This is a genomic window from Pseudoalteromonas simplex (assembly GCF_015278155.1).
Lineage (GTDB): Bacteria > Pseudomonadota > Gammaproteobacteria > Enterobacterales > Alteromonadaceae > Pseudoalteromonas > Pseudoalteromonas simplex.
In genome coordinates, this window is the sequence record NZ_JADILN010000004.1 from 216687 (window position 1) to 239990 (window position 23304).

The window sequence follows — 23304 nt, forward strand, 5'->3', positions numbered from 1 at the left end:
AATCATTTTGGTTTAATTGACTAATTTCTATCTCTAAGACGACTTTGCTACAATTGGGCGTGTTTATTTACTAAAAAATGATACCGTGAATAGTTCTTTTGAATCACCAGTACAAACAATTCATCACCCCTTATTAGCGGCACGTAAAGTTCAGCTCAGCATCAAGCGTGATGATCTTATTCACCCGCAAATTAGTGGCAACAAATGGCGTAAGCTAAAATTTAACTTGCAAGCCATGCAGCAACAGAAGAAATCTGAACTACTCACTTTTGGTGGTGCATTTTCAAACCATATTCATGCCACAGCAACTGCGGGTAAACTATTTGGTTTTAAAACACACGGCATTATTCGCGGCCCTGAACTAGACGAAGCAAATCCAACACTTAACTACGCAAAGCAATGCGGTATGAGCTTACACCCAGTAAATCGAATTACTTACCGGTTAAGGCACGACCACACTTACTTAGCACAGTTACAAGCACAGTTTCCGAATGCCTACATATTGCCAGAAGGCGGCACCAACGCAGCTGCGCTTTTAGGTTGCAAAGAGTTAGCACAGAGCCTACCAAGTTCTGATGTGATTGTTTGCCCTACTGGCAGTGGCGGTACATTGGCGGGGTTAATTGAAGGCGCACCGCAGCACACAAAGCTGTTAGGTGTCGCAGTACTGAAACAAGCGCACTACTTAATTGATGAGATAAAGCAGCTAAGTAATAAAGCAAATCAGCAACAAAACTGGCAGCTGCTTTGCGACTTTCATGATGGTGGCTACGGAAAGTTTAGCGATAACTTGTGGCAATTTTGCCAAACTTTTAGCAAGCAACACACAATTCCGCTTGAGCCAATTTACAGCGGTAAAATGCTCTTTGCTGTATGGCAACTTATAGAGCAAGGCTACTTTGCTAAAGGTTCGCACATCATTGCAGTCCATACAGGTGGGCTACAAGGGTTAAATGGCCTCAAGTACCGAGGACTCATTGACTAACTATAGGGCGTAATATCCGCCAGCTTTTGTAATGGCTCGGCAAAGTAAAAGCCTTGCGCGGCAATAACACCTAAGTTTTTTAAGGTCGCAAGTTCGTTCTGTGTTTCTACTCCAACTGCATAGACAGGAAAGTTTAGTTCTGCCCCTTTAGTAATTATTTGCTTAACAATTCTTTGTTGCTGAGCACTTGTGTCTATATTATGAATTAGCTCTAAAGCTAGCTTAATACTACAAATGTTATTAATGCCTTTGTAGGTCGCTAGGTGCTCACTGCTGCGTACATTATCAATAACTATACCTGCCGAGAGTTTTTCTAAACACTCGAACTGTGTACTAAGCTTTTTATGCTGTTTTAAATAATCATCTTCGCTGAGTTCAAATTGCAACCTGTCGATACACTTAAAGTCATCTGTCTGCTGATTTAACCAATCCCAAAACTCATCATTGAACCAGTTCATCGCATGCAAGTTAATACTTACCTTTAAGCTAACAGACTCATTCAACAACATCTTTTTTACTTGTAAAATTACGGTTTTATCTAACAGTAAAACATCTTTTTTACTACTCATGTGTGGAATAAAGTGCCTAGCAGCAAGCAAACCTAAGCTTTTGTGTCGAATACGGATCAATGCCTCATGCTGCAAAATATCGCCCGTTTGCAAGTCAAATAACGGCTGAAAAAACAACATAAAGTGTTTTTTCTTTATATACTCAAAAAGATGTTCTTTGCTATCAGCCAGCATGTTTGACTGCGTGTGACCAAAAGGTAAGCGATGAATATGCTGCCAAGCGCTTTGTTTCGCCAGTGCTAATGCCGATTTAGTAAGCTGATAAACCACTGCCTGATCAGCCCCTGTGCGGTAATTACACACACCAATTTTTATATCAGCGCGAGACAAATCACTACGGTAATTTAAACAAGCTTGATAGATAACTTGATGTAGTCGCTTTGTGTATTTATCAATTTCAGTGGCAGGTACATTATTTAAGGTGACAGCGATACCGCCAGAAGGCAGTAATTTAACAGAGCGATTTACAAGCTCACCAAAGCCTTTAGCAATCACTAATTTAAAGTAGTTATCGATATCAAGGTTAGCAGGAAACGGGCTTTTCCAAAAAAATAGTGCAAACAAATGATTATAATTAGTTGGCACACCATATAAGATATTCAAATCTTGGTGCGCTAATGGTTTTGGAGATGTTAACTGCTTTGGCGGTGCCTCAACCACTTGCTGCTCTTGGCTTTGTATTTGTGGCTGCTCTAAGGTTTCTAATTGCTTGAACATTTTTTTCCACCAACGGAAACCCCAATACCCAGTGCCAAGCAATATTAAATTTAAAAATATAAATAAGTGACTTTCAACTAACCATGAAGGCCAATGAAATAAGCGTAAATTAACGGTCTTATAGCTAAAAACCTCCTGCTCAAGATCGATGAAATTCGCAAAGTTTTGCGGAACGTCGCTAGCATTCATTGCAAAGCCTTGGCTTTTAACTAATGTGGCAATGATATCTTGCGACACAACCGGATCAAGGTTCAGCTCATACACCTGCTTGGCTAGTTCAGTGCCTGTTCGGTGCACTTTGTCGTGTAACACATCACTTAAAAAAATATTAAAAACAACTAACAGCAAAAATGCGGCCGCCACGTAGATGGCCTCCGGTTGCTTTATTCGTGAAGTTAAGTCTCGTTTCATTTCACAGGTTAGTTGCTTAAACATACACAAAGTGTTGTTCAAGAACCCTATAAATACAAGGCTGCGGGGCGATTTAAAGCAATATCAGAAATATCCTATAACCAGCGCTGTCAAAAGTTTTGTAATTTTAAACACCTAGCAAAAACAGTTAATGAGAATTATTTTGTAATCAACACAACCCAAACAAAAGTAGTGATTACGAAGTATTGCGTAAATAAAAAACCCAGCAACTAAGCTGGGTTTTAAAAATTAACTCTACAATCTAATTATATTGTGAATTAGAACGGGATATCGTCATCAAAGTCGATTGGTGGTTCCATTGGATTTGATGCGCCGCCTTGTGGGGCATTTTGAGGCTTAGGAGCAAAACCACCTTGTTGAGGTGCATTGTTTTGCTGCTGACCATAACCGCCACCATATTGGTTATTGCTCTGCTGCGGCGCAGACTGCTGTTGTGGACGCTGTTGCTGCTGTGCTGGCGCAGACTGTTGCTGTGGAGCATAGCTGTTATTGCTTTGTGATTGCTGTGCACCACCGCCGTAACCGCCACCTTGTTGCTGACCACCTTGGTAACCGCCTTGTGATTGACCACCTTGATAGCCACCGCCACCACCTTGCTGCTCACCACGACCGCCTAACATTTGCATTTGACCGCCCATGTCTACCACGATTTCTGTAGTGTATTTTTCTTGGCCTGATTGATCAGTCCATTTACGCGTTTGTAAACGACCTTCGATGTACACTTGTGAACCTTTACGAAGGTATTCACCAGCAACTTCTGCTAGTTTGCCAAATAACACGACACGGTGCCATTCAGTACGCTCTTGCATTTGCCCTGTGTTTTTATCTTTCCAGCTATCTGTCGTAGCAATGCTGATATTCGCTACGCCATTGCCATTAGGCATATAACGTACTTCTGGATCTTGGCCTAAATTACCAACCAAGATAACTTTGTTCACACCGCGTGCCATGGAACTTCTCCTATAAAACGTTAGATTAAACCAGCCACTTTGCGTGCTTGGTCTAGGTCAAATTCTTTATCATTAATCTTTAAATAGCTGCGATTTTCATCACAGACAACCGTTGCTTCAATTACGCCCGGTAAAGCAACAAGACGAGAAGCAAGCGCTTGTGCCTGCTGCTCTGAACTTAATTCAGTCATTAAGCTAATTATTTTACTTCTTGGTGGGACTTGCATATTCCAAGCAAGGATAAGCCATATTACCCCAACAAGTGCCGCCGCCGCAAACACTGCTTGCGCACTTAATGCTTGAGCAACGTAACCCCCTAATAAACCACCTAAAAAGGCACCAAAAAACTGCGTAGATGAAAATACCCCCATCGCAGAACCTTTCTGGTTTGCTGGGGCAATACGCGAAACAAGTGCAGGCATGGTTGCTTCTAAAAAATTAAAAGCAATAAAGTAAACCAACATACAAATACCGATGCCAATCACCGAATCAACCCATAACGACATCGCGAGCATACTTAAAACAAGCAGTGCGATTGAGCCAATAAAGGCTTGTTTTTCTTTTTCTTTACGAATAGCCACAATCATCATTGGTGCCATCAAGAAAAACGCTAAAAACAGCACAGGGATATATAAATACCAATGATGGTCTGCGACTAAGCCGTCTTTTATCAGTTGGCCTGGTAAGGCTACAAATACGGTAGTTAATGTAAGATGAAGCAGCATTACGCCAAAATCGAGGCGTGCTAATTGTGGGTGTTTAATTAGTTGCTTAATATCATCAAGCGTAGCAAGTGTGTCACCTTTTGGCGCCTTATTGACAGCATTAGGCACCAAAAACAACACAATTAAAATACCTAAAATGGCCAGTCCTGCGGTAAGCCAAAATACCCCAGCAACTCCCCACGATGCAGCAACAATAGGCCCTAGTAGCATAGCAACAGCAAAGCTCATACCAATACACATACCAATCACGGCCATAACTTTCGGACGTTGTTCATCACGGCTTAAATCAGAAGCAAGCGCCAATAAGGCACTGGCAATCGCCCCCATGCCTTGAAGTGCACGCCCAAGCGTAACCATTTGCACAGACTCAGCGGTTGCCGCAATTACAGAGCCAAGTGCAAACACACAAAGGCCACCAATAATCACTTTTTTACGACCAATTTTATCAGACAACCAACCCATAGGGATTTGCAGCACGGCTTGCGTTAAACCATAAGCACCAATAGCAAAGCCAATCCAAAGCGGCGAAAACCCTTCTAATTGCTGCCCATAGATAGCCAATACTGGCATCAGCATAAATAGGCCAAGCATACGGAATGCAAAGACGCTCGCCAACGAAACGGCAGCGCGTTTTTCTCGAGAGTTGAGTGAAGATGCTGTCATGAATTACTGATCTTGCTGTCTATTAAAATTTGAGCGTGGATTCTACCACAAGCGAAAACTAAATAATCACCTGTAAGTGATGATTTTTTCTTTGATCAAGGATTAATCTTATCGCGTATTATGAGATACTGAAAAAATAATTAGGTAATAAAACGAGATAGCATGGAAAACATTGAAGTCCGAGGCGCCCGTACGCACAATTTAAAAGACATCAGCCTAACCATTCCCCGTGATAAGCTGATAGTTATCACTGGCCTATCTGGTTCAGGGAAATCGTCTTTAGCGTTTGATACTTTGTATGCAGAAGGGCAACGTCGTTATGTTGAGTCACTGTCAGCGTATGCACGACAGTTCTTATCACTAATGGAAAAACCCGATGTCGATCACATCGAAGGCCTATCGCCAGCTATCTCTATCGAGCAGAAATCAACGTCGCATAACCCGCGTTCAACGGTCGGTACAATTACCGAAATTTACGATTACCTACGTTTATTATTTGCCCGTGTAGGTGAGCCTCGCTGCCCTACTCACGATTTACCGCTTGCAGCACAAACGATCAGCCAAATGGTCGATACGGTTTTAGCGCTTCCTGAAGGAAGTAAGCTAATGCTATTAGCGCCAGTAGTAAAAGATCGTAAAGGTGAGCACGTTAAGCTGCTTGAGCAACTCGCAAGTCAAGGCTTCATTCGCGCCCGTATCGATGGCGAAGTCTGTGACTTATCAGATCCACCGACCCTTGAGCTTCATAAAAAGCATACTATCGAGGTCGTGGTTGACCGTTTTAAAGTTAAAGATGGCCAACAACAGCGTTTAGCTGAATCATTCGAAACAGCCCTTGAGCTATCAGGTGGTATTGCCCATGTAGCTGCAATGGACGATTCACTCAGCGAAGACATGCTGTTTTCTGCTAATTTTGCATGCCCAACGTGTGGCTATGCTATGAGTGAACTTGAGCCGCGTTTATTCTCGTTTAATAACCCGGCAGGTGCGTGTCAAAGCTGTGATGGTTTAGGTGTGCGTCAGTATTTTGATCCAAACCGTGTTGTACAAAATCCTGAGCTAAGCTTATCGGGCGGTGCAATTAAAGGCTGGGACAAACGCAGCTTTTATTACTTCCAAATGCTGCAAGCTGTCGCAGAGCACTATAAGTTTGACCTAGAAGTACCTTTCCAAGAGCTTAGTAAAGAGGCCAAAAAGGTAATTCTTGAAGGTTCTGGCAAAACTAAAATTGCCTTCAACTATCGTAACGACCGTGGCGACTTAATTACACGTAACCATGAGTTTGAAGGCGTTTTAAATAATATGAATCGCCGCTACCGTGAAACCGAGTCAAACTCAGTTCGCGAAGAGCTTGCTAAATACCAAACAAGCCAAGCGTGTCCGAGCTGTCATGGCTCGCGACTTCGTGAAGAAGCTCGCCATGTATTTATAGGTCAAACAAACTTGCCAGCTATCACCACAATGAGTATTGGTGAAAGCATGGCATTTTTTGATAGCTTGAATCTAACTGGTCAGCGCGCACAAATTGCCGAAAAAATTCTCAAAGAAATTCGCGACCGTTTATCTTTCTTAATCAATGTCGGCCTTAATTATTTATCACTTGAGCGAAGTGCCGATACCCTTTCTGGTGGTGAGGCTCAGCGTATTCGTTTGGCAAGCCAAATTGGTGCAGGCCTTGTTGGTGTTATGTACGTACTGGATGAACCATCAATTGGTTTGCACCAACGCGATAACGACCGCCTACTAAAAACCCTTATTCACTTACGCGATTTAGGCAACACCGTTATTGTGGTTGAACATGACGAAGATGCCATTCGCGCTGCGGATCATATTATCGATATCGGCCCGGGTGCCGGTGTTCATGGCGGCCATGTTATTGCACAAGGTACCCATGACGATATTCTAGCTAGCAAAGATTCAATCACGGGTCAGTACCTCTCTGGCGAAAAGAAAATCGAAGTACCGGCGGCTCGCCATCAAACTACTGACAAATGGCTTGAGTTATTTGGTGCCACAGGTAACAACTTAAAGAACGTTGATTTACGTATTCCATTTGGCTTAATGACCTGTATCACAGGTGTATCAGGCTCAGGTAAATCGACGCTTATCAACGACACTTTATTTAAGCTGGCTCATACCGAGTTAAATGGCGCAACTACCGCAGAAGCGGCACCGTATAAGTCAATCAAGGGTCTAGATCATTTTGATAAAGTGATTGATATTGACCAAAGCCCAATTGGCCGTACTCCGCGCTCAAACCCAGCAACTTACACCGGTATTTTTACAGGTATTCGCGAGCTATTTGCGGGTACTCAAGAGGCCCGCTCACGTGGCTATAAGGTCGGTCGCTTTAGCTTTAACGTTAAAGGTGGTCGTTGTGAGGCTTGCCAAGGTGATGGTGTGATCAAGGTAGAAATGCACTTTTTACCTGATGTATATGTGCCTTGTGATGTATGTAAAGGCCAGCGCTACAACCGTGAAACCCTCGAAGTACAGTACAAAGGTAAAAACATTCACCAAGTACTCGAAATGACCGTAGAAGATGCCCGTGACTACTTTGATAAAATTCCGGCTATTGCACGTAAACTGCAAACCCTAATGGATGTAGGCTTGTCGTATATTCGCTTAGGTCAAGCTGCTACTACCCTCTCCGGTGGTGAAGCGCAGCGTGTGAAACTGGCTCGTGAACTTTCAAAACGCGATACAGGTAAAACCTTATATATCCTTGATGAACCAACTACGGGTTTACACTTTGCTGATATTCAGCAATTATTAGTCGTGCTTCACCGCTTACGCGATCACGGTAATACCATTGTTGTTATCGAGCATAACCTTGATGTGATCAAAACCGCAGACTGGATTGTCGATTTAGGCCCTGAAGGCGGCTCAGGCGGTGGTGAAATTTTAATTTCTGGTACACCTGAAGACGTTGCCGATTGTGAGCGTTCACACACAGGAAGGTACTTAAAACCATTACTATAAAAAGGATATTGCGTGCGTAGGTATTTAAAAATTGCAAAATGGCGCGCTAATAAACAGTTTCAACAACAGCAACGTAGCTGGCAGCCTCATAAAACGAGGCTGGTTGAACAGTTAAAAGCCATTTGGTTTAACTTAAGTACCGCGCAAAAGCTCTATCTTTTAGCATTAAGCAGCCTGATTGTTCTGCAATCGGGCTGGTTAAGTGCCACCATCACCATTATTGCGCTTGTTATTGAGTTTTGGCCCAAGTTTAACCAACTTTGGCACTCGCTTGCCGGCAAAGCACTGATTTTAATCTTCTATGCCAGTATCGCTAATTTTGTATTAGCTGGTGCAAGCGGCATAGTTAATGATGTAACTCATGTCTCAGCTAGTCACTTTAACTACACACATAACTTTGCCACCCTGTTATATTTACCACCTTGGGCAATGGGAATAACCCTAGGTACTTTATTGTTATTTCAACTTTTTTTACCTTTTTATATTTTTGTTTTATTGCTGATAAAGCCATTTGGCTCTGAGCGAGTTAAGTTTATTAGTCAAAGCTACTCACCATTATTAACTGCCATTGTACGCTTTGTTTTAGCGTCGGTAGTTTTTATTAACTTAATTTCATTTCTTGATGATAAGCCACCTGAAGAAGTGCTCGACAATATGGTCAGCACCTTTGTGGATAGTAAAGTCATTGCCAAGGAATCAGGTGAAGAACAGCAAAAAGCAGTCGAAGAACTTGGTGAAAAGCTCGAGCAACAACTTCCTGAAAATACACAAAGCTCAGCCCCAAGCCAAGACGTAGATGTAGAAGTTGACGGCGAAACCGCCGAAAACCTTCGCCAATTTTTAGATACCAAAGGTTACTTTGAACGTAGCAAACGTTTAATTGCCATGTTTGCTTACAGCTTTGAAGCCGATAGTTATTCACGCTGTTTAAAAGCAGAAAACAGTAAAGCCGTTGAGCTGAATGATTATGAGATTGTGCAAGTAACCCCTGATCACCATGCTGAGTATGGCTATCGATTTGAAGTCATTGCGTGCGACTCGCCAGGCGTTACCCCAGTAGAAAAATAGCGCAGCAATCTATACTACTCACTTGGCTTACTGCGTTTTTCTCTTATGAAGTGAAATATCGAAAGCCCAATAAAGCCAAAGCAAACTAAGGCGATTACTAAATTAGGTATAAAAATAAGTAACATAGCGGCATCATAGCCGATCTTTGCGAATGCAGCACAAAGGCTACCAATGATAAGCTCAGTTAAGATTATACCAATTCGCTTAATTAAGTGATCTATTTTGAGGCAAGAAAACCTCGTTGATAGCAAGGCAAAAATTTCGTTATTTAGTTGTTCTAAATCAGAAATTTTTAACGCAGATAGCGACAGGTTTAATCCCTCAAAATGATTAAGTATTATTGCGGATTGGTATTAGCTCCCATTCTAATGAGCTATTCGCAGGTACAGTTTTAGCCGCATAATGTTTTACTTTAAAACCCATATCAAAACCTCCAAGTTCCTATTTGCTGCATCCAAACTATCATCAAAAGACAAAACCGCAAAAATTAAATGATTTAAAACCTTATTTCCTCTCATAAGAATTAAACTTAAACCATTGAAAATATTCAAATTAATATTTTAAAACCTTATATATAAATTGCTTAGAACTAGATAAGCGACTCTAGCAGCTTTCCTCGCTATTGTAGTTTCCATCAACGGGCTACCAACCAATTTTGCTTCGCTGATAAAACTAATCAACCAATTAAAGGAATTAAATTATGGCTAACTCAGTCTTAAAAATGATGTCACTTTTAGCGGTCACTGCAATCATTATTACATCAACGAATACCTTACTTAATGCTCAAGGTACTCAAAAGCTAAACAAGCAATTAGAGACCTCTATCGAAGCATCTATTGAGCAAATGAACAATAAAATTGATCAGCAAATTGAGCAACAACTGAATAAGTAATACTTGGCTTGCTCAGCATGCTGAGCAAGCTTCTTTAAATTAACAGGCTTAAATAATGAAAACACTAACTAGACACTTGCTAATCTCATCAATTGCTGCGACAGGCCTATTAATAAGTGGTTTTGGTGCAGCAAAAAGTGCCGTATGGAAAGTTAGTAAAGGTGATGAATTTATATATGTTGCTGGTTCAATCCACGTTTTGCCGCCCAAGGAACTCCCCCTTCCTGATGAATTTAATCAAGCGTATAAACAGGCTGATATCTTAGTACTTGAAACTGATGTGCCCGCACCAAGCGATAGCTCAGCACAACTCACTATGCTTAAAACTCTTAGTTATCAAGCTGGCGAAACACTGAGTAGCAAGTTATCAGCAAAGGTGAAACAGCAACTAGAAGCACGACTTGCCCAGTATGATATGAAACTCAGCGAACTCGATAGCTTTCGCCCCTTTATGTTAAGCGTGCTAATCATGTCGCTAGAACTTCAAAAGCAACAACTTATGGGTGAAGGTGTTGATAGTTACTTCGCGAAATTAGCTAAGCGAGATAAAAAAGAAATCGCTTATCTAGAGACCGTGGCTTTTCAATTAGATCTGTTTAAACAAATAGGTAGCCAAGACGAAAATGCCTTTATTGAGTCACTATTAACGCAAATTTCTAGTTACCAAGCACTGTACATCGCAATGCTTGATGCATGGAAAAATGGCGATATGCAAGCAATAGATGAACTTACTCTTATGCCTTTACAAGAACATGACCCTAATACTTACCAAATGTTGATCAAGCAACGAAATCTAACTTGGCTTGGTCATATTGAAAATTATTTTACTAATTCGCAAAAAGAGTTACTGCTCGTTGGCACAGCCCACTTAGCTGGTGAAGATAGCTTGTTAGGCTTATTAAAAAATAAAGGTTATGTAATTAAACAATTGAATACAGGTGAGAAATAAAAAATGGAAAAAACAGACAAAACCGCTGCTGCACTTATCTGTTTATTTACAGTATTAATGGCGCTTAGCTTTTAATAGCTAAAAAAATACCGCTATCAAGCGGTATTTTTATTTCAATAATTTATCACAAGCTTACGGGCGAGGGATAAAACCTACCGCATCGTAGACTGCTTTTAATGTTTTTTCAGCGCGGATACTCGCTTTTTCAGCACCTGATTTCATAATGCTATCAAGTAATGACTGATCTTCGCGAATTTCTTTAAAGCGTGCTTGAATTGGCTCAATCATATTAACAACCGCTGCTGCAGTGTCTTTTTTCAGATGGCCATACATCTTGTCCTCGTATTCTGGAACTAAATCTTCAATAGAGCGCTTAGTGGCCACTGATAATAAAGTAAGTAGGTTTGATACACCTGGTTTTTCTTCACGATCAAAGTAGATACGAGCTTGCTCGTCTGAATCGGTTACTGCTTTTTTCAGTTTCTTTTCAATCTTCTTCGGCTCATCTAATAACATAATGTAACCGTTTGGATTTTCATCTGATTTAGACATTTTCTTGAGCGGATCTTGTAAACTCATTACACGTGCGCCGAACTCAGGAATGTATGGCTCTGGTAGTTTGAACACGTCACCGTATAGGTTATTGAAACGTGTTGCAATATCACGAGTTAACTCAAGGTGTTGTTTTTGATCTTCACCCACTGGCACTTGATCCGCTTGGTATAGCAAGATATCAGCTGCTTGCAGCACTGGGTAAGAGAATAAACCCACATTAACGTTATTAGCATGCTTAGAAGACTTATCTTTAAACTGCGTCATACGGTTAAGCTCACCCATTTGAGCGTAACAGTTTAAAACCCAACTAAGCTGTGCATGTTCTGGCACTTGAGATTGTACAAATAACGCCGCTTTTTCTGGGTCGATACCACATGCAGCATACAGCGCAATACCGTCAAGCACGCGCGAGCGTAGTTGCTCAGGATCTTGGCGTACAGTAATAGCGTGTAAATCAACTAACATAAAGAAACTTTCGTGGTCTTCCTGTAGCTTAAGCCACTGGTTAATAGCGCCAACATAGTTGCCTATTGTCATACCACCGGTTGGCTGAATGCCACTTAACACTACTGGTTTACTCATGATGTTCCTTTATATTTTTACTAAACTAAAAAGACGAATTTAAAATGCACTTACCTTTGGGTAAGAACGGGTATTATATCTAAGAAATTCTCGCAGAGGTACTCTGGATTGAAATCAACAAGGTTTTCACCTTGGTTATAGCCATAACTAAGCGCAACAACATCCACCTTAGCCGCTTTGGCAGCCAAAATATCACTTTTAGAGTCGCCTATCATAACCGCTTTGGCTGGGCTGACATCTAATTGCTGACAAGCAAATAGTAAAGGCTCAGGTGATGGTTTCTTTGCCATATCATCACCACATACAATCAACTGAAAATGACTAGTCAGTGACAGTTTATCAAGTAGCTTTTCGGTAAAACGACGAGCCTTATTGGTGATCACCACTTTAGGAATACCAGCAAGGGCAGCAAGCCCGGTTTCTACATGTTGATAAAGCGCACTGTAATCGCCTACAACTTGGTCATAGTGCTGATAAAACAAATTAATTGCACGCTCAGCAAGGGCTTCATCTAAATGCTCACTGATTTGCATATCGCCACTCAAACCACGCTTTACAAGCGTTTCTATGCCATTACCTACCCAGCTTTCAACTAGCTTTTGTGTCACAATCGGAAATGCTAGATCAGTTAGGGTCAGGTTCATCGCAATGTATAAATCATAAACACTGTCGACTAAGGTGCCATCTAAATCGAAAAATGCCGCATCGTATTTCATGGCCCAACCTTTGCAAGCTCGTTACGCATCGCATCGATAACCGCTTTGTAATCTGGTTGATTGAAAATCGCCGAGCCTGAAACAAACATATCAGCGCCCGCTTCGGCAATTTCAGCAATGTTATCAACACCAACGCCACCATCAACTTCTAAACGAATTTTGCGACCTGAATCATCAATAATTTTACGCGCTTGGCGAAGCTTTTCGAGGGTATGAGGAATAAAGCTTTGGCCGCCAAAACCAGGGTTAACCGACATTAATAGCACCACATCAACTTTATCGAGCACATGCTCAAGGTAGCTAAGGCTGGTTGCAGGATTAAATACAAGCCCTGCTTGGCAACCACTGTCTTTTATGAGTTGCAAGGTACGGTCAATATGCTCACTGGCTTCTGGGTGAAAGCTGATGATAGAAGCGCCCGCTTCAGCGAAGTCGGGAATTAGACGATCGACAGGCTTTACCATAAGGTGCACATCAATCGGGGCTGTAATGCCGTAATCGCGCAGTGCTTTACAAATCATCGGACCAAAAGTTAGGTTTGGCACATAATGGTTATCCATCACATCAAAATGTACAACATCTGCTCCACTTGCTAGTACACGATCAACATCTTCACCTAAACGGGCAAAGTCGGCTGATAAAATAGAAGGGGCAATTAAATACTTTTGTAATGTTTCCAACATGAGAGATTCCATTAAAATTTGCGACTGCAAGAAGAGCGCATAATGTAACCCAATCGACTGCTGATTTAAACACCGCAGCTGATTGTTAAAGGGCGATTGCTTTAAGCTAATCCTTTTAGCCTATTGAATTAGTGTTATTTTAGTCAAAATTTGAGCAATAACTCTATTAAAAAGCCATCTACAACACAATAAAATGAAACAAATAATAAACATTAAATTTACTTTAAAGAGCTAATTTTATTAAATTTTTATTTAATTCAGCGATAATTAAGTTTGTTATTTGAGCAATTGTTATGTATGCTTGTTTAAGTAACACAAACAAGGGTTATTCTCATGCGTGCTTTTAAAATAGGGATCTTAATCGCGTCCGCACTTACGGTTGCTGCGTTTGTATCTTTTTCATCTGCTGATGAAGACGACTTTTTAGCAGCGGCGTCTGGTTGCTCATGCAACACGCTTAACGCATCATCATCTTCTGCTCAATGTATGAAAGCAGAACAAGAAACAGGATGGTTTTCTTGGTTAACGGGTGATAGCCGCAGTGCTCAGTTCCATTATCTTGATTTACTTGAGTTATTAACAAGTAGTGAAGAGTCAAAGAAAGTTAGCGGTTTAGGTTCTAAGTTCTAAATCGTATGAACAAATTCATGAGTGCATTACAAAGTGTCTTTGCGGCATTTTTTGGTGTGCAATCAGAAAATAAGCGTCAAGCTGACTTCAAAGAGCACTCGCTCAGTACTATCATCGTCATTGCCCTGATTTTTTTCAGTCTATTTGTAGCAGCGATTTATTTCACCGTTTCTTTGGTGCTAAATACATAGCCATTAGCTCGTTCACTTTATTGCGTGAACCGCCCTTGGGGCTAATCGTGCGTTTTACCTGAATCTCATCTAATGATGCTTGGCTGTAGATTTTACGCGTCCACACTGTATCGTGGTTAGAAATAAGTACCGGCGTGTTATTTTCGAATGCGGCTTGCTCAGCTAAATTCGCCAAGTTTGCTTGGTCATCTAAATTGAAACCGCCTTTAGCGTAAGAAGTAAATGAAGCTGTTTTACTCAAAGGCACATAAGGTGGATCGCAATATACAACCGCATTATTAGGAATAAGCTTAAATACCTTGTCATAACCTAAGCAAGTAAAGGTTGCTTGCTGAGCTTTTTCAGCAAAGAAATGCATTTCTTTTTCAGGAAAATACGGGCGCTTATATTTACCAAAAGGAACATTAAAAATACCTTTTAGATTATAGCGACACAACCCGTTATAGCCATGGCGATTCATGTATAAAAATAAAATCGCACGCTCATACACATCACTGCTTTGATTAAACTGAACACGATATTCGTAATAGGCTTCGGGGTGGTTATTAAGCTCTACAAACAACTTTTTAGCGTCGCTAATAAACTCATCGGGCGTGCGCTTAAGCTCAGTGTAAAGATTGATCAGATCCGCATTTATATCATTTAAAATATAATGCTTAAAATCAGTATTAAGGAATACAGAGCCAGCACCAACGAAAGGTTCAACTAAGGTGTCAGCATCCATACTCGCTTGCTTCAAGCGGGTACGAATATCTTCAACTAGGCTGTATTTTCCACCTGCCCATTTAAGGAAGGCTCTGGTCTTTTGCTGCATCTGCTCTTAACTTCAATTCGGTGTTGCGCGATTTTACACTAATCAGTTTTAATTTACTGATTTAGTGAAGCGATTTCTTGTTTAATTTTACTTATTTTTTTATAAAACGGCTGATTTTTACGCACATTATCAGAAAGTGTTGTTACGCCCTTCTTAGCATCATTCAGTGTGGTGTAACTACCATAAGTTACAATCCACCACGGCTTACCACTCCGTAAGCTTTGGTAAGTATTTACTTGCCCTTGCAAGCCATTTTCAGTAATAAACTTATCGCTAATCTCTTTTTTAGTCACCGCAAGTAATTGGATTACAAAATTGTCATCTGGCTGAGATAAATACCACGCATTTCCTACTAATGGCAGCTCTGGCTCAATGGCAGACTCGGTTTGCTCAGCATCGTTGATGACGGCAGCTATAACTTCATCTGTCGTTGGTTGCTCAGTCTCTTGTGTTATTCGCTCTGCTGGCAAAAGGCTATCAACAATCGCAGCGACATTATTGTTATGACTTTCATTCTCACGGTTTTCTATCGCAGAGTTATCAACTGGCACCTTAGCTGCCTGAGTTGTGTTGTCCTCATCATTAGTAGCAACTTGCTGCTCGGCTTGAAGATCGTCTTGAGCTTGTTCTAGAACTAGCTCTTTGCTTTCTACTCGACCATTGATTACTGCTTCTGCAGGCAGTGCTGTTGCCACAGAGTTCGTTGTATCCTGCTGGTAATGCGCTTTCCACCACTCAGTCATATCAGCTTTATATAAAAAGCCAATGATCAGCACCATGGTCGTGATTAAGAGCAAAATTAAATAAAGCAGTTTATAGCTTTTTTCTGGTGCGCGAATGTCTGCAGTTTGTTGTTCCGGCTGCCAAGCAAGTAATAAAGCTGGGTTACCATGCGCTTCTTGTAAAAAGGTGCGAAAAACGGGGTCTTCTTCAACAGGGAGGTTATCGAAAAACCAACGCATCAGTTGCTTACTTTCACTTAAATTTAGCGACTCTAAGTGGATTTCAACTGCTTGACTAAACTGCCCTGCTGATTGTGATGCAATCAGTATGTATAACGTGCTCGGGCTTTGCTTGGCAAGGACTTCTAATTGCTGAATTAACTCTTCAGATAAATGACGCCCTCCATCAATGACCCATAAACAATCACCACAAGGCTGTTGTTTATAAAGTTGATAGAAGTTTTCAGACAAACTTAAAGCGTGATCAATTAGTGGGTTGCTAAAGCTTTGTTCTAACAGTTCAGTCATAAACTGTTGGTCGGTCATTTTTCCCGACAACTGAACAAACGCTTTATTAAAGTCGAGGTATTTATCCGTGATGAAGGTTTCTAATAAATAGCTTTTACCAAGGCCAGAAGGACCGAGTAAGCAAATTAGGTTTTGCCCATATTCAAACTGCAGAGCGATTCGATCAACTAGCGCAGCACGGCTAGGCAATATTTGCGATTGCATTAGCGCGCTATTAAATCACAAACCTGCTGATCAGTAACATCACTTACCAGCGCACATTGACCAAATTGGGTAGGTAGAATAAAGCGAATCGTGCCTTTTTTATTTTTCTTATCTTTACGCATGTGCGTTAAAAACTGCTCGCTGGTCATTTCTGCCGGAATATCGACAGGTAAATCATACTCAGCAATCAATTTAATAATGCGTTCAACTTCTGCTGCGTTTAAGTCATCACGGGTATGTGCAAGGCGTGCTGCCAGTACCATACCTGCCGCAACGGCTTCGCCATGTAGCCAATTACCATAGCCCATTTGCGCTTCAATTGCGTGGCCAAAGGTGTGCCCTAAGTTTAGTAATGCACGTAAACCAGCTTCTTTTTCATCTTGTGCAACAATCAAGGCTTTGATTTCACAACAGCGATAAATCACATGCTGTAAAGTTTGTTCATCAAGAGATTTAAGTTTAGTGATATTTTGCTCAAGGTAAGCAAATAACTCAGTGTCGTAAATAAGGCCATATTTAATCACTTCAGCCATGCCCGCTGCGAATTCACGCTCAGGCAAAGTATGTAGCGATTGCGTATCGATAAATACTGCTTGTGGTTGGTAAAACGCACCAATCATGTTTTTACCAAGTGGGTGGTTTACTGCCGTTTTACCGCCAACAGATGAATCGACTTGCGAAAGCAAAGTCGTTGGCACTTGAATAAAAGGCACGCCACGTTGATAACATGCAGCAACAAAACCAGTGAGATCACCCACCACACCGCCACCTAAGGCAATAAGGCAAGTATCGCGGCCACAGTTATGTTCAAGTAAGAATGCCGAAATCTTTTCAAACCACTCAAGTGATTTATATTGTTCGCCATCAGGGATGGTAAAAGATAACGGGTTTAGATCAGCCAACGACGTCATTACATTATCAAGATATAAAGGTGCAATGGTGTCGTTGGTGATAATGATAGGTCGACAGTCGCCGATGTGCTCGCGCAGCCGACCAGTCTCTTGAAGAGCAGATTGACCAATATAAATAGGATAACTTCGCTCGTCCAAATTAACTGTTAATTCAAGCATAGCTAGTTTCCTTTTTATTATTGGTTTTTAAAAATCTAATTTCTCGATGATTTGATTAGCAACAACTTTCGCGCTTTGCTCATCAGTGCGGACAACAAAATCAGCAACTTCTTTGTATAACGGTTCGCGTTCTTCAGCTAAGCGCTCTAGTACATCACGCGGTGCTTCTTCTGTTTGCAATAATGGGCGACGCTTGTCGCGCTGTGTGCGTGCAACTTGCTTTTCGATTGGTGTCTCAAGGTATACAACAATACCACGAGCAGAAAGCTTGTTACGTACTTCTTTACTGATCACAGAACCACCACCTGTTGCAAGAACGATACCTTGCATCTCAGTTAGGTCTGAAATTACAGTTTCTTCACGAAGTCGAAAGCCCTCTTCACCCTCAAGATCGAATACCCAAGCAATGTCTGCTCCAGTACGACGCTCGATCTCTTGATCTGAATCGAAAAATTCAAGGTGTAATTGGTCAGCAATGTGACGACCAATTGTGCTTTTGCCAGCCCCCATAGGGCCCACTAGAAATATATTACGTTTCTCAGCCATATCTTTTTAGTACAAACGAACTCTAAAATTTGAAATAAAACCCCGCCTAACGACCTGGCCCCAAAATTAAGGAGGGGATTATCTCAGTAATTGCTTGGGTATTTCAAGTCAATTAGCATAAAAAGCCAGATTACGAGCAATTAAAAATGCTAATTGCTCGTTGCTTAAGAAAAAATCACTTAATCAATTTGAATTTTAGGGGTTACGAAGATTAACAACTCTTTCTTCTCGTTAAATTCACTCGTGCTTTTAAACAGCACACCCAAATAAGGAATATCACCTAACAATGGTACTTTCTTAGTTGAGTTAACGATTTGCTGCTGGAAGATACCACCAAGCACCACTGTTTGACCATTTTCTACTAATACTTGGGTTTGGATTTCTTGGGTATTGATCGCCACAGCAGAGCCTGTTGGCGTTTGTACCGTATCACCACGAGTATCTTGTGTAATTACTAAGTCTAAAATCACCTTGTTGTCAGGTGTGATATGAGGCGTTACTTCTAAGCTCAATACCGCTTTTTTGAATGTTACTGTCGTTGCGCCACTAGATGCAGCTTCAACGTATGGAATTTCTGTACCCTGCTCAATACGTGCTTTTTGTTGATTAGCCGTCGTGATGCGTGGGCTTGCGATAATTTCGCCGCGGTTTTCTTCTTCAAGCGCACTTAACTCTAAATCTAAAATAGTGCCATTGGCTAGCTTAGCGACTTGCACACCAATACTACCCGCAGGGCTTGAAACCGGTAAATTGACATTTAAGCGATCAGAAATACTTGGAATATTATCGTAAGAGCCCGCACCAAACATGCCGCCAGCGCCTTCTAAAGAGCCAGAAATAGCACCATCGCTTCCTACGTCACTAATACCCCAACGAACACCCAAGTCTTCTTGCACATTATCATTCACTGTCACCATACGTGATTCAATCACGACTTGCTTAACAGGAATGTCTAGGGTCTCAACCATACGACGCACACTTTCAATGCTTTTTGCAGTGTCTTTGATCAGCAAAGTGTTCGTTCGTTTATCAACAGAAACACTTCCTCGCGCTGAGATAATGCTATTTGTGTCTGTTTTCAATAGGTCTGCAAACTCTTCTGCTTTTGCATAGTTAAGGCGAATATATTCGCTATAAAGCGGTTCTAAGTCTTCAACTTGCTGCTTAGCTTTAAGTTCTTTAGCTTCTCGGGCAGCCAACTCTTCAGAAGGGGCGACCATTAATATAGAGCCATCCATGCGCTTATCTAAGCCTTTCACTTTCAATACTACGTCAAGAGCTTGATCCCAAGGGACTCCTTCTAGTCGTAAAGTAATATTGCCTGTAACAGAATCACTCGTTACTAAGTTAAATTCATTGTAACCTGCGATTATTTGCAGTACTGAACGCACGGGAATATCTTGGAAGTTTAACGTCATTGGACGTCCTTGATACTCAATTCCCCCTTCAAGGTAAGCGCGTTGTGTATCATCTTTTTCGACAGTTAAAGTAAAAATATTCTCAATTTGCTGATGAGTGAATTTAAATGCAGCGTTTGGCTCAACCACGATACGTGTCATATTGCCTTCTTTAAACGTCTCAATATTGCTAACGACTGTGCCAAAGTCCATCACATCAAGCTGATAAAGTAGATCATCGAGAATATCAGTATGGTGGAACTCAGCAATAATTTTGCCACCACTTTCGTGAACATCTATAGCTGCTTGCGTGTCTTGTAAAAATACTAACAGCCTTGCTTCGCCTTTTTCACCACGACGAAAATCTATCGACTGAACTGTATTTATATAATTATTGGCTGCTGAGAGTGGATCCGCTATTTCGTCTCCACTAATTGGGTTATCAGAAACATGCAGCGTTAGGATGTTATCTTTAGCGAACGTTTTATAGATTTTTAATTTATCTAACGATACAACGACCTTCAAACCATCAGCGGTCATGGTGCTTGTTACATGCTGAATACCTGCTTGGTTCACAGGTACATCACGCATTTCATTATCAACACCTACATTACTGAATAACATTTCGATGCGTGCTGGTGAGTTATACACCTGGACTTTTGGTTCGAATGTCAGTGCCTCATCAAACACAAGCTGTAGTTGTGTTTCGCCTTTCATTAATGGGTTATAACGCACATCATATAGTAAAGGTGCCGCAACTGCTGACTGCGCTATTAAAAAAGCAAGTGCAGCTAACATGAACTTATGCATGTTTTTAAACCAAGCCATTCCTTTATGCATATTTTTTTTACCTTTCATAAGATTAACTTGCACCATTTGTATCCGCCTCTAACATTTCTAGCTTTGTCAGACGCTCTTTCCAACAACCAGCCCCATCAGGGATTAATTCTAATAATTCTATGTAATTGTCGTGCACTTCTTTTATTTCACCATGATACAAACCAATGTAATTACCTACGGTTACGCGATAAAGCGTTTCATCTGCCGCTTTGATGAGTGCCCAAGTATTGCCAGCTCGGCCTATGGTACCTTTCATAAGCAAATTATCTAATGGGTATTTCTCAAGAGGTTGGCGAACTCGATTTGGATCAGGATGAAGACAGTTCTTCACCTGCACAAGGTTATTTTGAATAATCTCAGGCTTCGGAGCAACAAATGGGCTGCGAAGTCTACCTGCACTGTATTCAAAATATTCAAATTGCGCTATCTGTGGGATCGGTTCAACTTTCGGCGTTGTGCTAGCTTTTACCTGATCGATAAACTCTTTTTGCTCAGCAGTATCATCATTACAAGCGGCTAACGCAAAGCTCATTAATATAACTAAGGAAAGCTTCTTCATTTTTTAGTGCCCCCCTCGTAACGATATGTTTTGGCTACAACACTAAAAGTAAGCTCGCCATTACCTAAAGTTTGAATTGTAAAATCATGCAAACTAACAATACGCGGTAACTGTGCTACTTTGCCAACGAATTCACCGAATTCATGGTAAGTACCCACCACCTCAATTTTTATCGGTAGCTCTGTATAAAATTCTTTTTCAATTTCAGGTAACCAACCAATTTTTAAGAAGGTTAAACCACTTGTCGTTCCAACATAAGATAAATCATCAAGCAACCCAGGTGTTTCATTCGAGGTAGGTAAGCGCTTCAATAGTTGAGAAAATTTCTCTTCCATTTCTACCATTTGTTGGCGATACAGTTCTAAGTTGCTCGCTAAAGCATATTTTTGCTTGTAAGTGTTACGCAACTCAGTTTCTTTTGCTACGGCGCTGTGATAGCTGGCAATCTCATCAGACACCAATAAGCTATAACTAAAATACAACACGATTGCAGCTACAAAAGCACAACATAACGCTTTTACAGCAATGGGCCAATCACCCATGTTTTCGAGCTCTATTTCATTCCAGTCTATTTCAGTTAACGATTTGATATCAAGGTTCATTACGCGCCTCACCTATCTGATCAAACGGTTTAACATAAAAATCCATATTAAAGTCACTTAATAGCCTTGATGTCTGCTCACCTGCAACAATGCCTTGCATTACTGGGCGCTCTAGTAAATAAGAACTTTGAACTTGACGTAGCATGGTCGATAAGCGGTTATTCGATTCGCTACGACCTGTTACATGAATTTGGTCACCACGGCGCTCCAACTTAGTCAAATAGACACCTGCAGGGACTATTTTCGCAACTTCATCCATGATTTGTGTACCTAAGTTACGACTACTTTGCAGCTCTTCAATTAAACGCATTCGTTGCTGTAAGTTTTCTTTCTTTTTATCAAGCTCATTAATTTCCCTAATACGTTGATTCAAAAGAGCGATCTCAGTATTTAAAAAGTTATTCTTTGCATCTTGGCCTTGACGAAGGCCGCTGTAAAAAGAGCTCAATAGATACATACTGATAAAGCTGACAACAACAACAGAAAAAAGCACAGTTATAAATTTATTCTGTGAGTCTTTTCTTTGCTGTTCTCGCCAGGGCAGTAAATTTATATGTGGCATGATGAAAAGCTCCTTAATGCCAGTCCTGTGGCTATTGCAAACTGAGTTCGGTGACGCTGCAGCATATTCCGATCCACTTTTGCGGAGATTTCAATGTTTGCAAATGGCTCAGCAACCACCGTATGGATTCCCAGTTCTTCAATTAAAAGCCTGTCAAGGCCATCAATCATAGCTGTGCCACCCGTTAGAACAATATAGTCAACTTGCTCTTTACCACTGGTTGTTAAGAACATTTGTACTGCGCGTCTTACTTGCTGCAATAGTGATGTTTGGAATGGCGCTAACACCTCAAAAGTATAATTTGGTGGTAAATCCCCAGTTGTTTTACCTATTTCAGCTTCATCAAAGCTTTTATTATAATAAGCAACGATACTATTAGTATATTGATCGCCGCCAAATACTTGGTCACGGGTATAAATTGTTTCACCCTCTTGCACCACACTAACCAACATCAGAACAGCACCAATATCAACCACAGCGACACACTTATTGTAAGCATCGCTTGGCAACTGTTGATAGTAAACATCCATTGCTCGGCTGAGGGCATAACTTTCTACATCGACCACTGCCGCTTTTAAGTTAGCTGTTTCAAGAGCACCTACACGAGCTTGCACACTTTCAGTTCGCGCTGCCGAAAGAAGTACATTAACTTTACTTGGATCCGCTTCGTTGATAGCCAGTTTTTCGAAATCGATATTAACTTCGTCGAGGGGGTAAGGAATTAAGCTGTCTGCTTCAATAGCAATTTGTGACTCAAGTTCAGCATCAGTTAATGATACATCCATAAAAATTACTTTTGTGATCACGGTTTGCCCAGACACTGCAACAGCAGCGCGTTGTACGGATTTAGGTATTTTTCTTTTTAATTTCGCGATAACATTACCTATTGCTTCTATGTCTTGAATAGAACGTTCAGACATAGCGCCTTTAGGCATAGGTTCAATAGCTAGTGCTTCAAGCCGCAAACCAGCGTCTGTCTCCTGCAATAACACTGCCTTTATACAGTGTGATCCGATGTCGATCCCTACCATCATAGATGAAGGCTTTTTAAATAGCTGACTTAGCATGTTTGCAACTTGGCCTTTGTTTTAATAATAAACAAGTTATAATTTTTATCTGAAAAAATATTATTCATTTTTTAATCAATATATACTAGCAGTCTCCGATTCTA

General features: G+C 41.0%; 22 protein-coding genes. 7 read left to right on the forward strand and 15 right to left on the reverse strand.

Features of this window, described 5'->3' with window-relative positions:
* Nucleotides 1-118: 118 nt before the first annotated feature.
* Nucleotides 119-985, forward strand: a complete 867-nt coding sequence (locus tag IRQ78_RS10275) for a 1-aminocyclopropane-1-carboxylate deaminase/D-cysteine desulfhydrase (protein ID WP_407681619.1) — start codon at nt 119-121, stop codon at nt 983-985.
* Here IRQ78_RS10275 and IRQ78_RS20795 read toward each other — a convergent pair.
* The 3 genes from IRQ78_RS20795 to IRQ78_RS10290 all read right to left on the reverse strand — a co-directional run bounded on the left by IRQ78_RS20795 (nt 982) and on the right by IRQ78_RS10290 (nt 5041).
* Nucleotides 982-2634 carry an EAL domain-containing protein gene (locus tag IRQ78_RS20795; RefSeq protein WP_171041504.1) on the reverse strand — a complete coding sequence of 551 codons (1653 nt, stop codon included), beginning with the start codon at nt 2632-2634 and terminating at the stop codon, nt 982-984. The two genes, IRQ78_RS10275 and IRQ78_RS20795, sit on opposite strands and share 4 nt — an antisense overlap.
* A gap of 326 nt (nt 2635-2960) precedes the next feature.
* Nucleotides 2961-3653 (reverse strand): single-stranded DNA-binding protein, encoded by a 693-nt coding sequence (ssb, locus tag IRQ78_RS10285; RefSeq protein ID WP_054552791.1) that lies wholly within the window; start codon nt 3651-3653, stop codon nt 2961-2963.
* A 20-nt stretch (nt 3654-3673) separates the two neighbouring features.
* Nucleotides 3674-5041, reverse strand: a complete 1368-nt coding sequence (locus tag IRQ78_RS10290; RefSeq protein ID WP_054552792.1) for an MFS transporter — start codon at nt 5039-5041, stop codon at nt 3674-3676.
* Nucleotides 5042-5203: 162 nt separating this feature from the next.
* On the opposite strand from IRQ78_RS10290, the gene uvrA reads away from it, so the two are divergent.
* The 4 genes from uvrA (at nt 5204) to IRQ78_RS10310 (ending at nt 10932) form a co-directional block, all read left to right on the forward strand.
* Complete coding sequence (gene uvrA / locus IRQ78_RS10295; RefSeq protein ID WP_194442039.1) at nt 5204-8023, forward strand: excinuclease ABC subunit UvrA; 2820 nt, start codon at nt 5204-5206, stop codon at nt 8021-8023.
* Nucleotides 8024-8035: 12 nt separating this feature from the next.
* Complete coding sequence (locus tag IRQ78_RS10300; protein ID WP_166338726.1) at nt 8036-9091, forward strand: hypothetical protein; 1056 nt, start codon at nt 8036-8038, stop codon at nt 9089-9091.
* Nucleotides 9092-9791: 700 nt separating this feature from the next.
* Nucleotides 9792-9983 carry a hypothetical protein gene (locus tag IRQ78_RS10305; protein WP_138599271.1) on the forward strand — a complete coding sequence of 64 codons (192 nt, stop codon included), beginning with the start codon at nt 9792-9794 and terminating at the stop codon, nt 9981-9983.
* Nucleotides 9984-10038: 55 nt separating this feature from the next.
* Complete coding sequence (locus IRQ78_RS10310; RefSeq protein ID WP_194442041.1) at nt 10039-10932, forward strand: TraB/GumN family protein; 894 nt, start codon at nt 10039-10041, stop codon at nt 10930-10932.
* A 132-nt stretch (nt 10933-11064) separates the two neighbouring features.
* Here IRQ78_RS10310 and trpS read toward each other — a convergent pair whose 3' ends face one another.
* Genes trpS through rpe form a run of 3 tightly spaced genes read right to left on the reverse strand, consistent with a single transcriptional unit; the run spans nt 11065 to nt 13468 of the window.
* Nucleotides 11065-12069 (reverse strand): tryptophan--tRNA ligase, encoded by a 1005-nt coding sequence (trpS, locus tag IRQ78_RS10315; RefSeq protein ID WP_054552798.1) that lies wholly within the window; start codon nt 12067-12069, stop codon nt 11065-11067.
* A gap of 50 nt (nt 12070-12119) precedes the next feature.
* Nucleotides 12120-12785 (reverse strand): phosphoglycolate phosphatase, encoded by a 666-nt coding sequence (locus tag IRQ78_RS10320; protein WP_054552799.1) that lies wholly within the window; start codon nt 12783-12785, stop codon nt 12120-12122.
* Nucleotides 12782-13468: a ribulose-phosphate 3-epimerase gene (gene rpe / locus IRQ78_RS10325; protein ID WP_194442043.1), complete on the reverse strand. Its 687-nt coding sequence runs from the start codon at nt 13466-13468 to the stop codon at nt 12782-12784. The genes IRQ78_RS10320 and rpe overlap by 4 nt, the downstream gene beginning before the upstream one ends.
* 333 nt (nt 13469-13801) lie before the next feature.
* On the opposite strand from rpe, the gene IRQ78_RS10330 reads away from it, so the two are divergent.
* A complete protein-coding gene (locus IRQ78_RS10330) occupies nt 13802-14098 on the forward strand; it encodes a hypothetical protein (RefSeq protein ID WP_054552801.1) in 297 nt (98 codons plus the stop codon).
* 5 nt (nt 14099-14103) lie between these two features.
* The gene (locus tag IRQ78_RS10335; RefSeq protein WP_054552802.1) at nt 14104-14289 is read left to right on the forward strand and encodes a DUF2970 domain-containing protein; all 186 of its coding nucleotides are present in this window, start codon (nt 14104-14106) and stop codon (nt 14287-14289) included.
* Here the strand turns inward: IRQ78_RS10335 and IRQ78_RS10340 are convergent.
* From IRQ78_RS10340 to IRQ78_RS10380, 9 genes are all read right to left on the reverse strand, one after another.
* A complete protein-coding gene (locus tag IRQ78_RS10340; RefSeq protein WP_054552803.1) occupies nt 14261-15103 on the reverse strand; it encodes a Dam family site-specific DNA-(adenine-N6)-methyltransferase in 843 nt (280 codons plus the stop codon). The two genes, IRQ78_RS10335 and IRQ78_RS10340, sit on opposite strands and share 29 nt — an antisense overlap.
* A gap of 53 nt (nt 15104-15156) precedes the next feature.
* A complete protein-coding gene (locus IRQ78_RS10345; RefSeq protein ID WP_054552804.1) occupies nt 15157-16557 on the reverse strand; it encodes an AAA family ATPase in 1401 nt (466 codons plus the stop codon).
* A complete protein-coding gene (gene aroB / locus IRQ78_RS10350; protein WP_166338722.1) occupies nt 16557-17627 on the reverse strand; it encodes a 3-dehydroquinate synthase in 1071 nt (356 codons plus the stop codon). Before aroB ends, IRQ78_RS10345 begins: the two co-directional genes overlap by 1 nt.
* A 27-nt stretch (nt 17628-17654) precedes the next feature.
* Nucleotides 17655-18173: a shikimate kinase AroK gene (gene aroK / locus IRQ78_RS10355; protein WP_036973192.1), complete on the reverse strand. Its 519-nt coding sequence runs from the start codon at nt 18171-18173 to the stop codon at nt 17655-17657.
* 179 nt (nt 18174-18352) lie between these two features.
* Nucleotides 18353-20410: a type IV pilus secretin PilQ gene (locus tag IRQ78_RS10360; protein ID WP_371351972.1), complete on the reverse strand. Its 2058-nt coding sequence runs from the start codon at nt 20408-20410 to the stop codon at nt 18353-18355.
* A gap of 22 nt (nt 20411-20432) precedes the next feature.
* Nucleotides 20433-20969 carry a pilus assembly protein PilP gene (locus IRQ78_RS10365; RefSeq protein WP_054552806.1) on the reverse strand — a complete coding sequence of 179 codons (537 nt, stop codon included), beginning with the start codon at nt 20967-20969 and terminating at the stop codon, nt 20433-20435.
* Nucleotides 20966-21571 carry a type IV pilus inner membrane component PilO gene (locus IRQ78_RS10370; protein ID WP_054552807.1) on the reverse strand — a complete coding sequence of 202 codons (606 nt, stop codon included), beginning with the start codon at nt 21569-21571 and terminating at the stop codon, nt 20966-20968. Before IRQ78_RS10370 ends, IRQ78_RS10365 begins: the two co-directional genes overlap by 4 nt.
* Nucleotides 21561-22133: a PilN domain-containing protein gene (locus tag IRQ78_RS10375; RefSeq protein WP_054552808.1), complete on the reverse strand. Its 573-nt coding sequence runs from the start codon at nt 22131-22133 to the stop codon at nt 21561-21563. Before IRQ78_RS10375 ends, IRQ78_RS10370 begins: the two co-directional genes overlap by 11 nt.
* A complete protein-coding gene (locus IRQ78_RS10380; RefSeq protein ID WP_054552809.1) occupies nt 22121-23200 on the reverse strand; it encodes a pilus assembly protein PilM in 1080 nt (359 codons plus the stop codon). Before IRQ78_RS10380 ends, IRQ78_RS10375 begins: the two co-directional genes overlap by 13 nt.
* Nucleotides 23201-23304 lie beyond the last annotated feature (104 nt).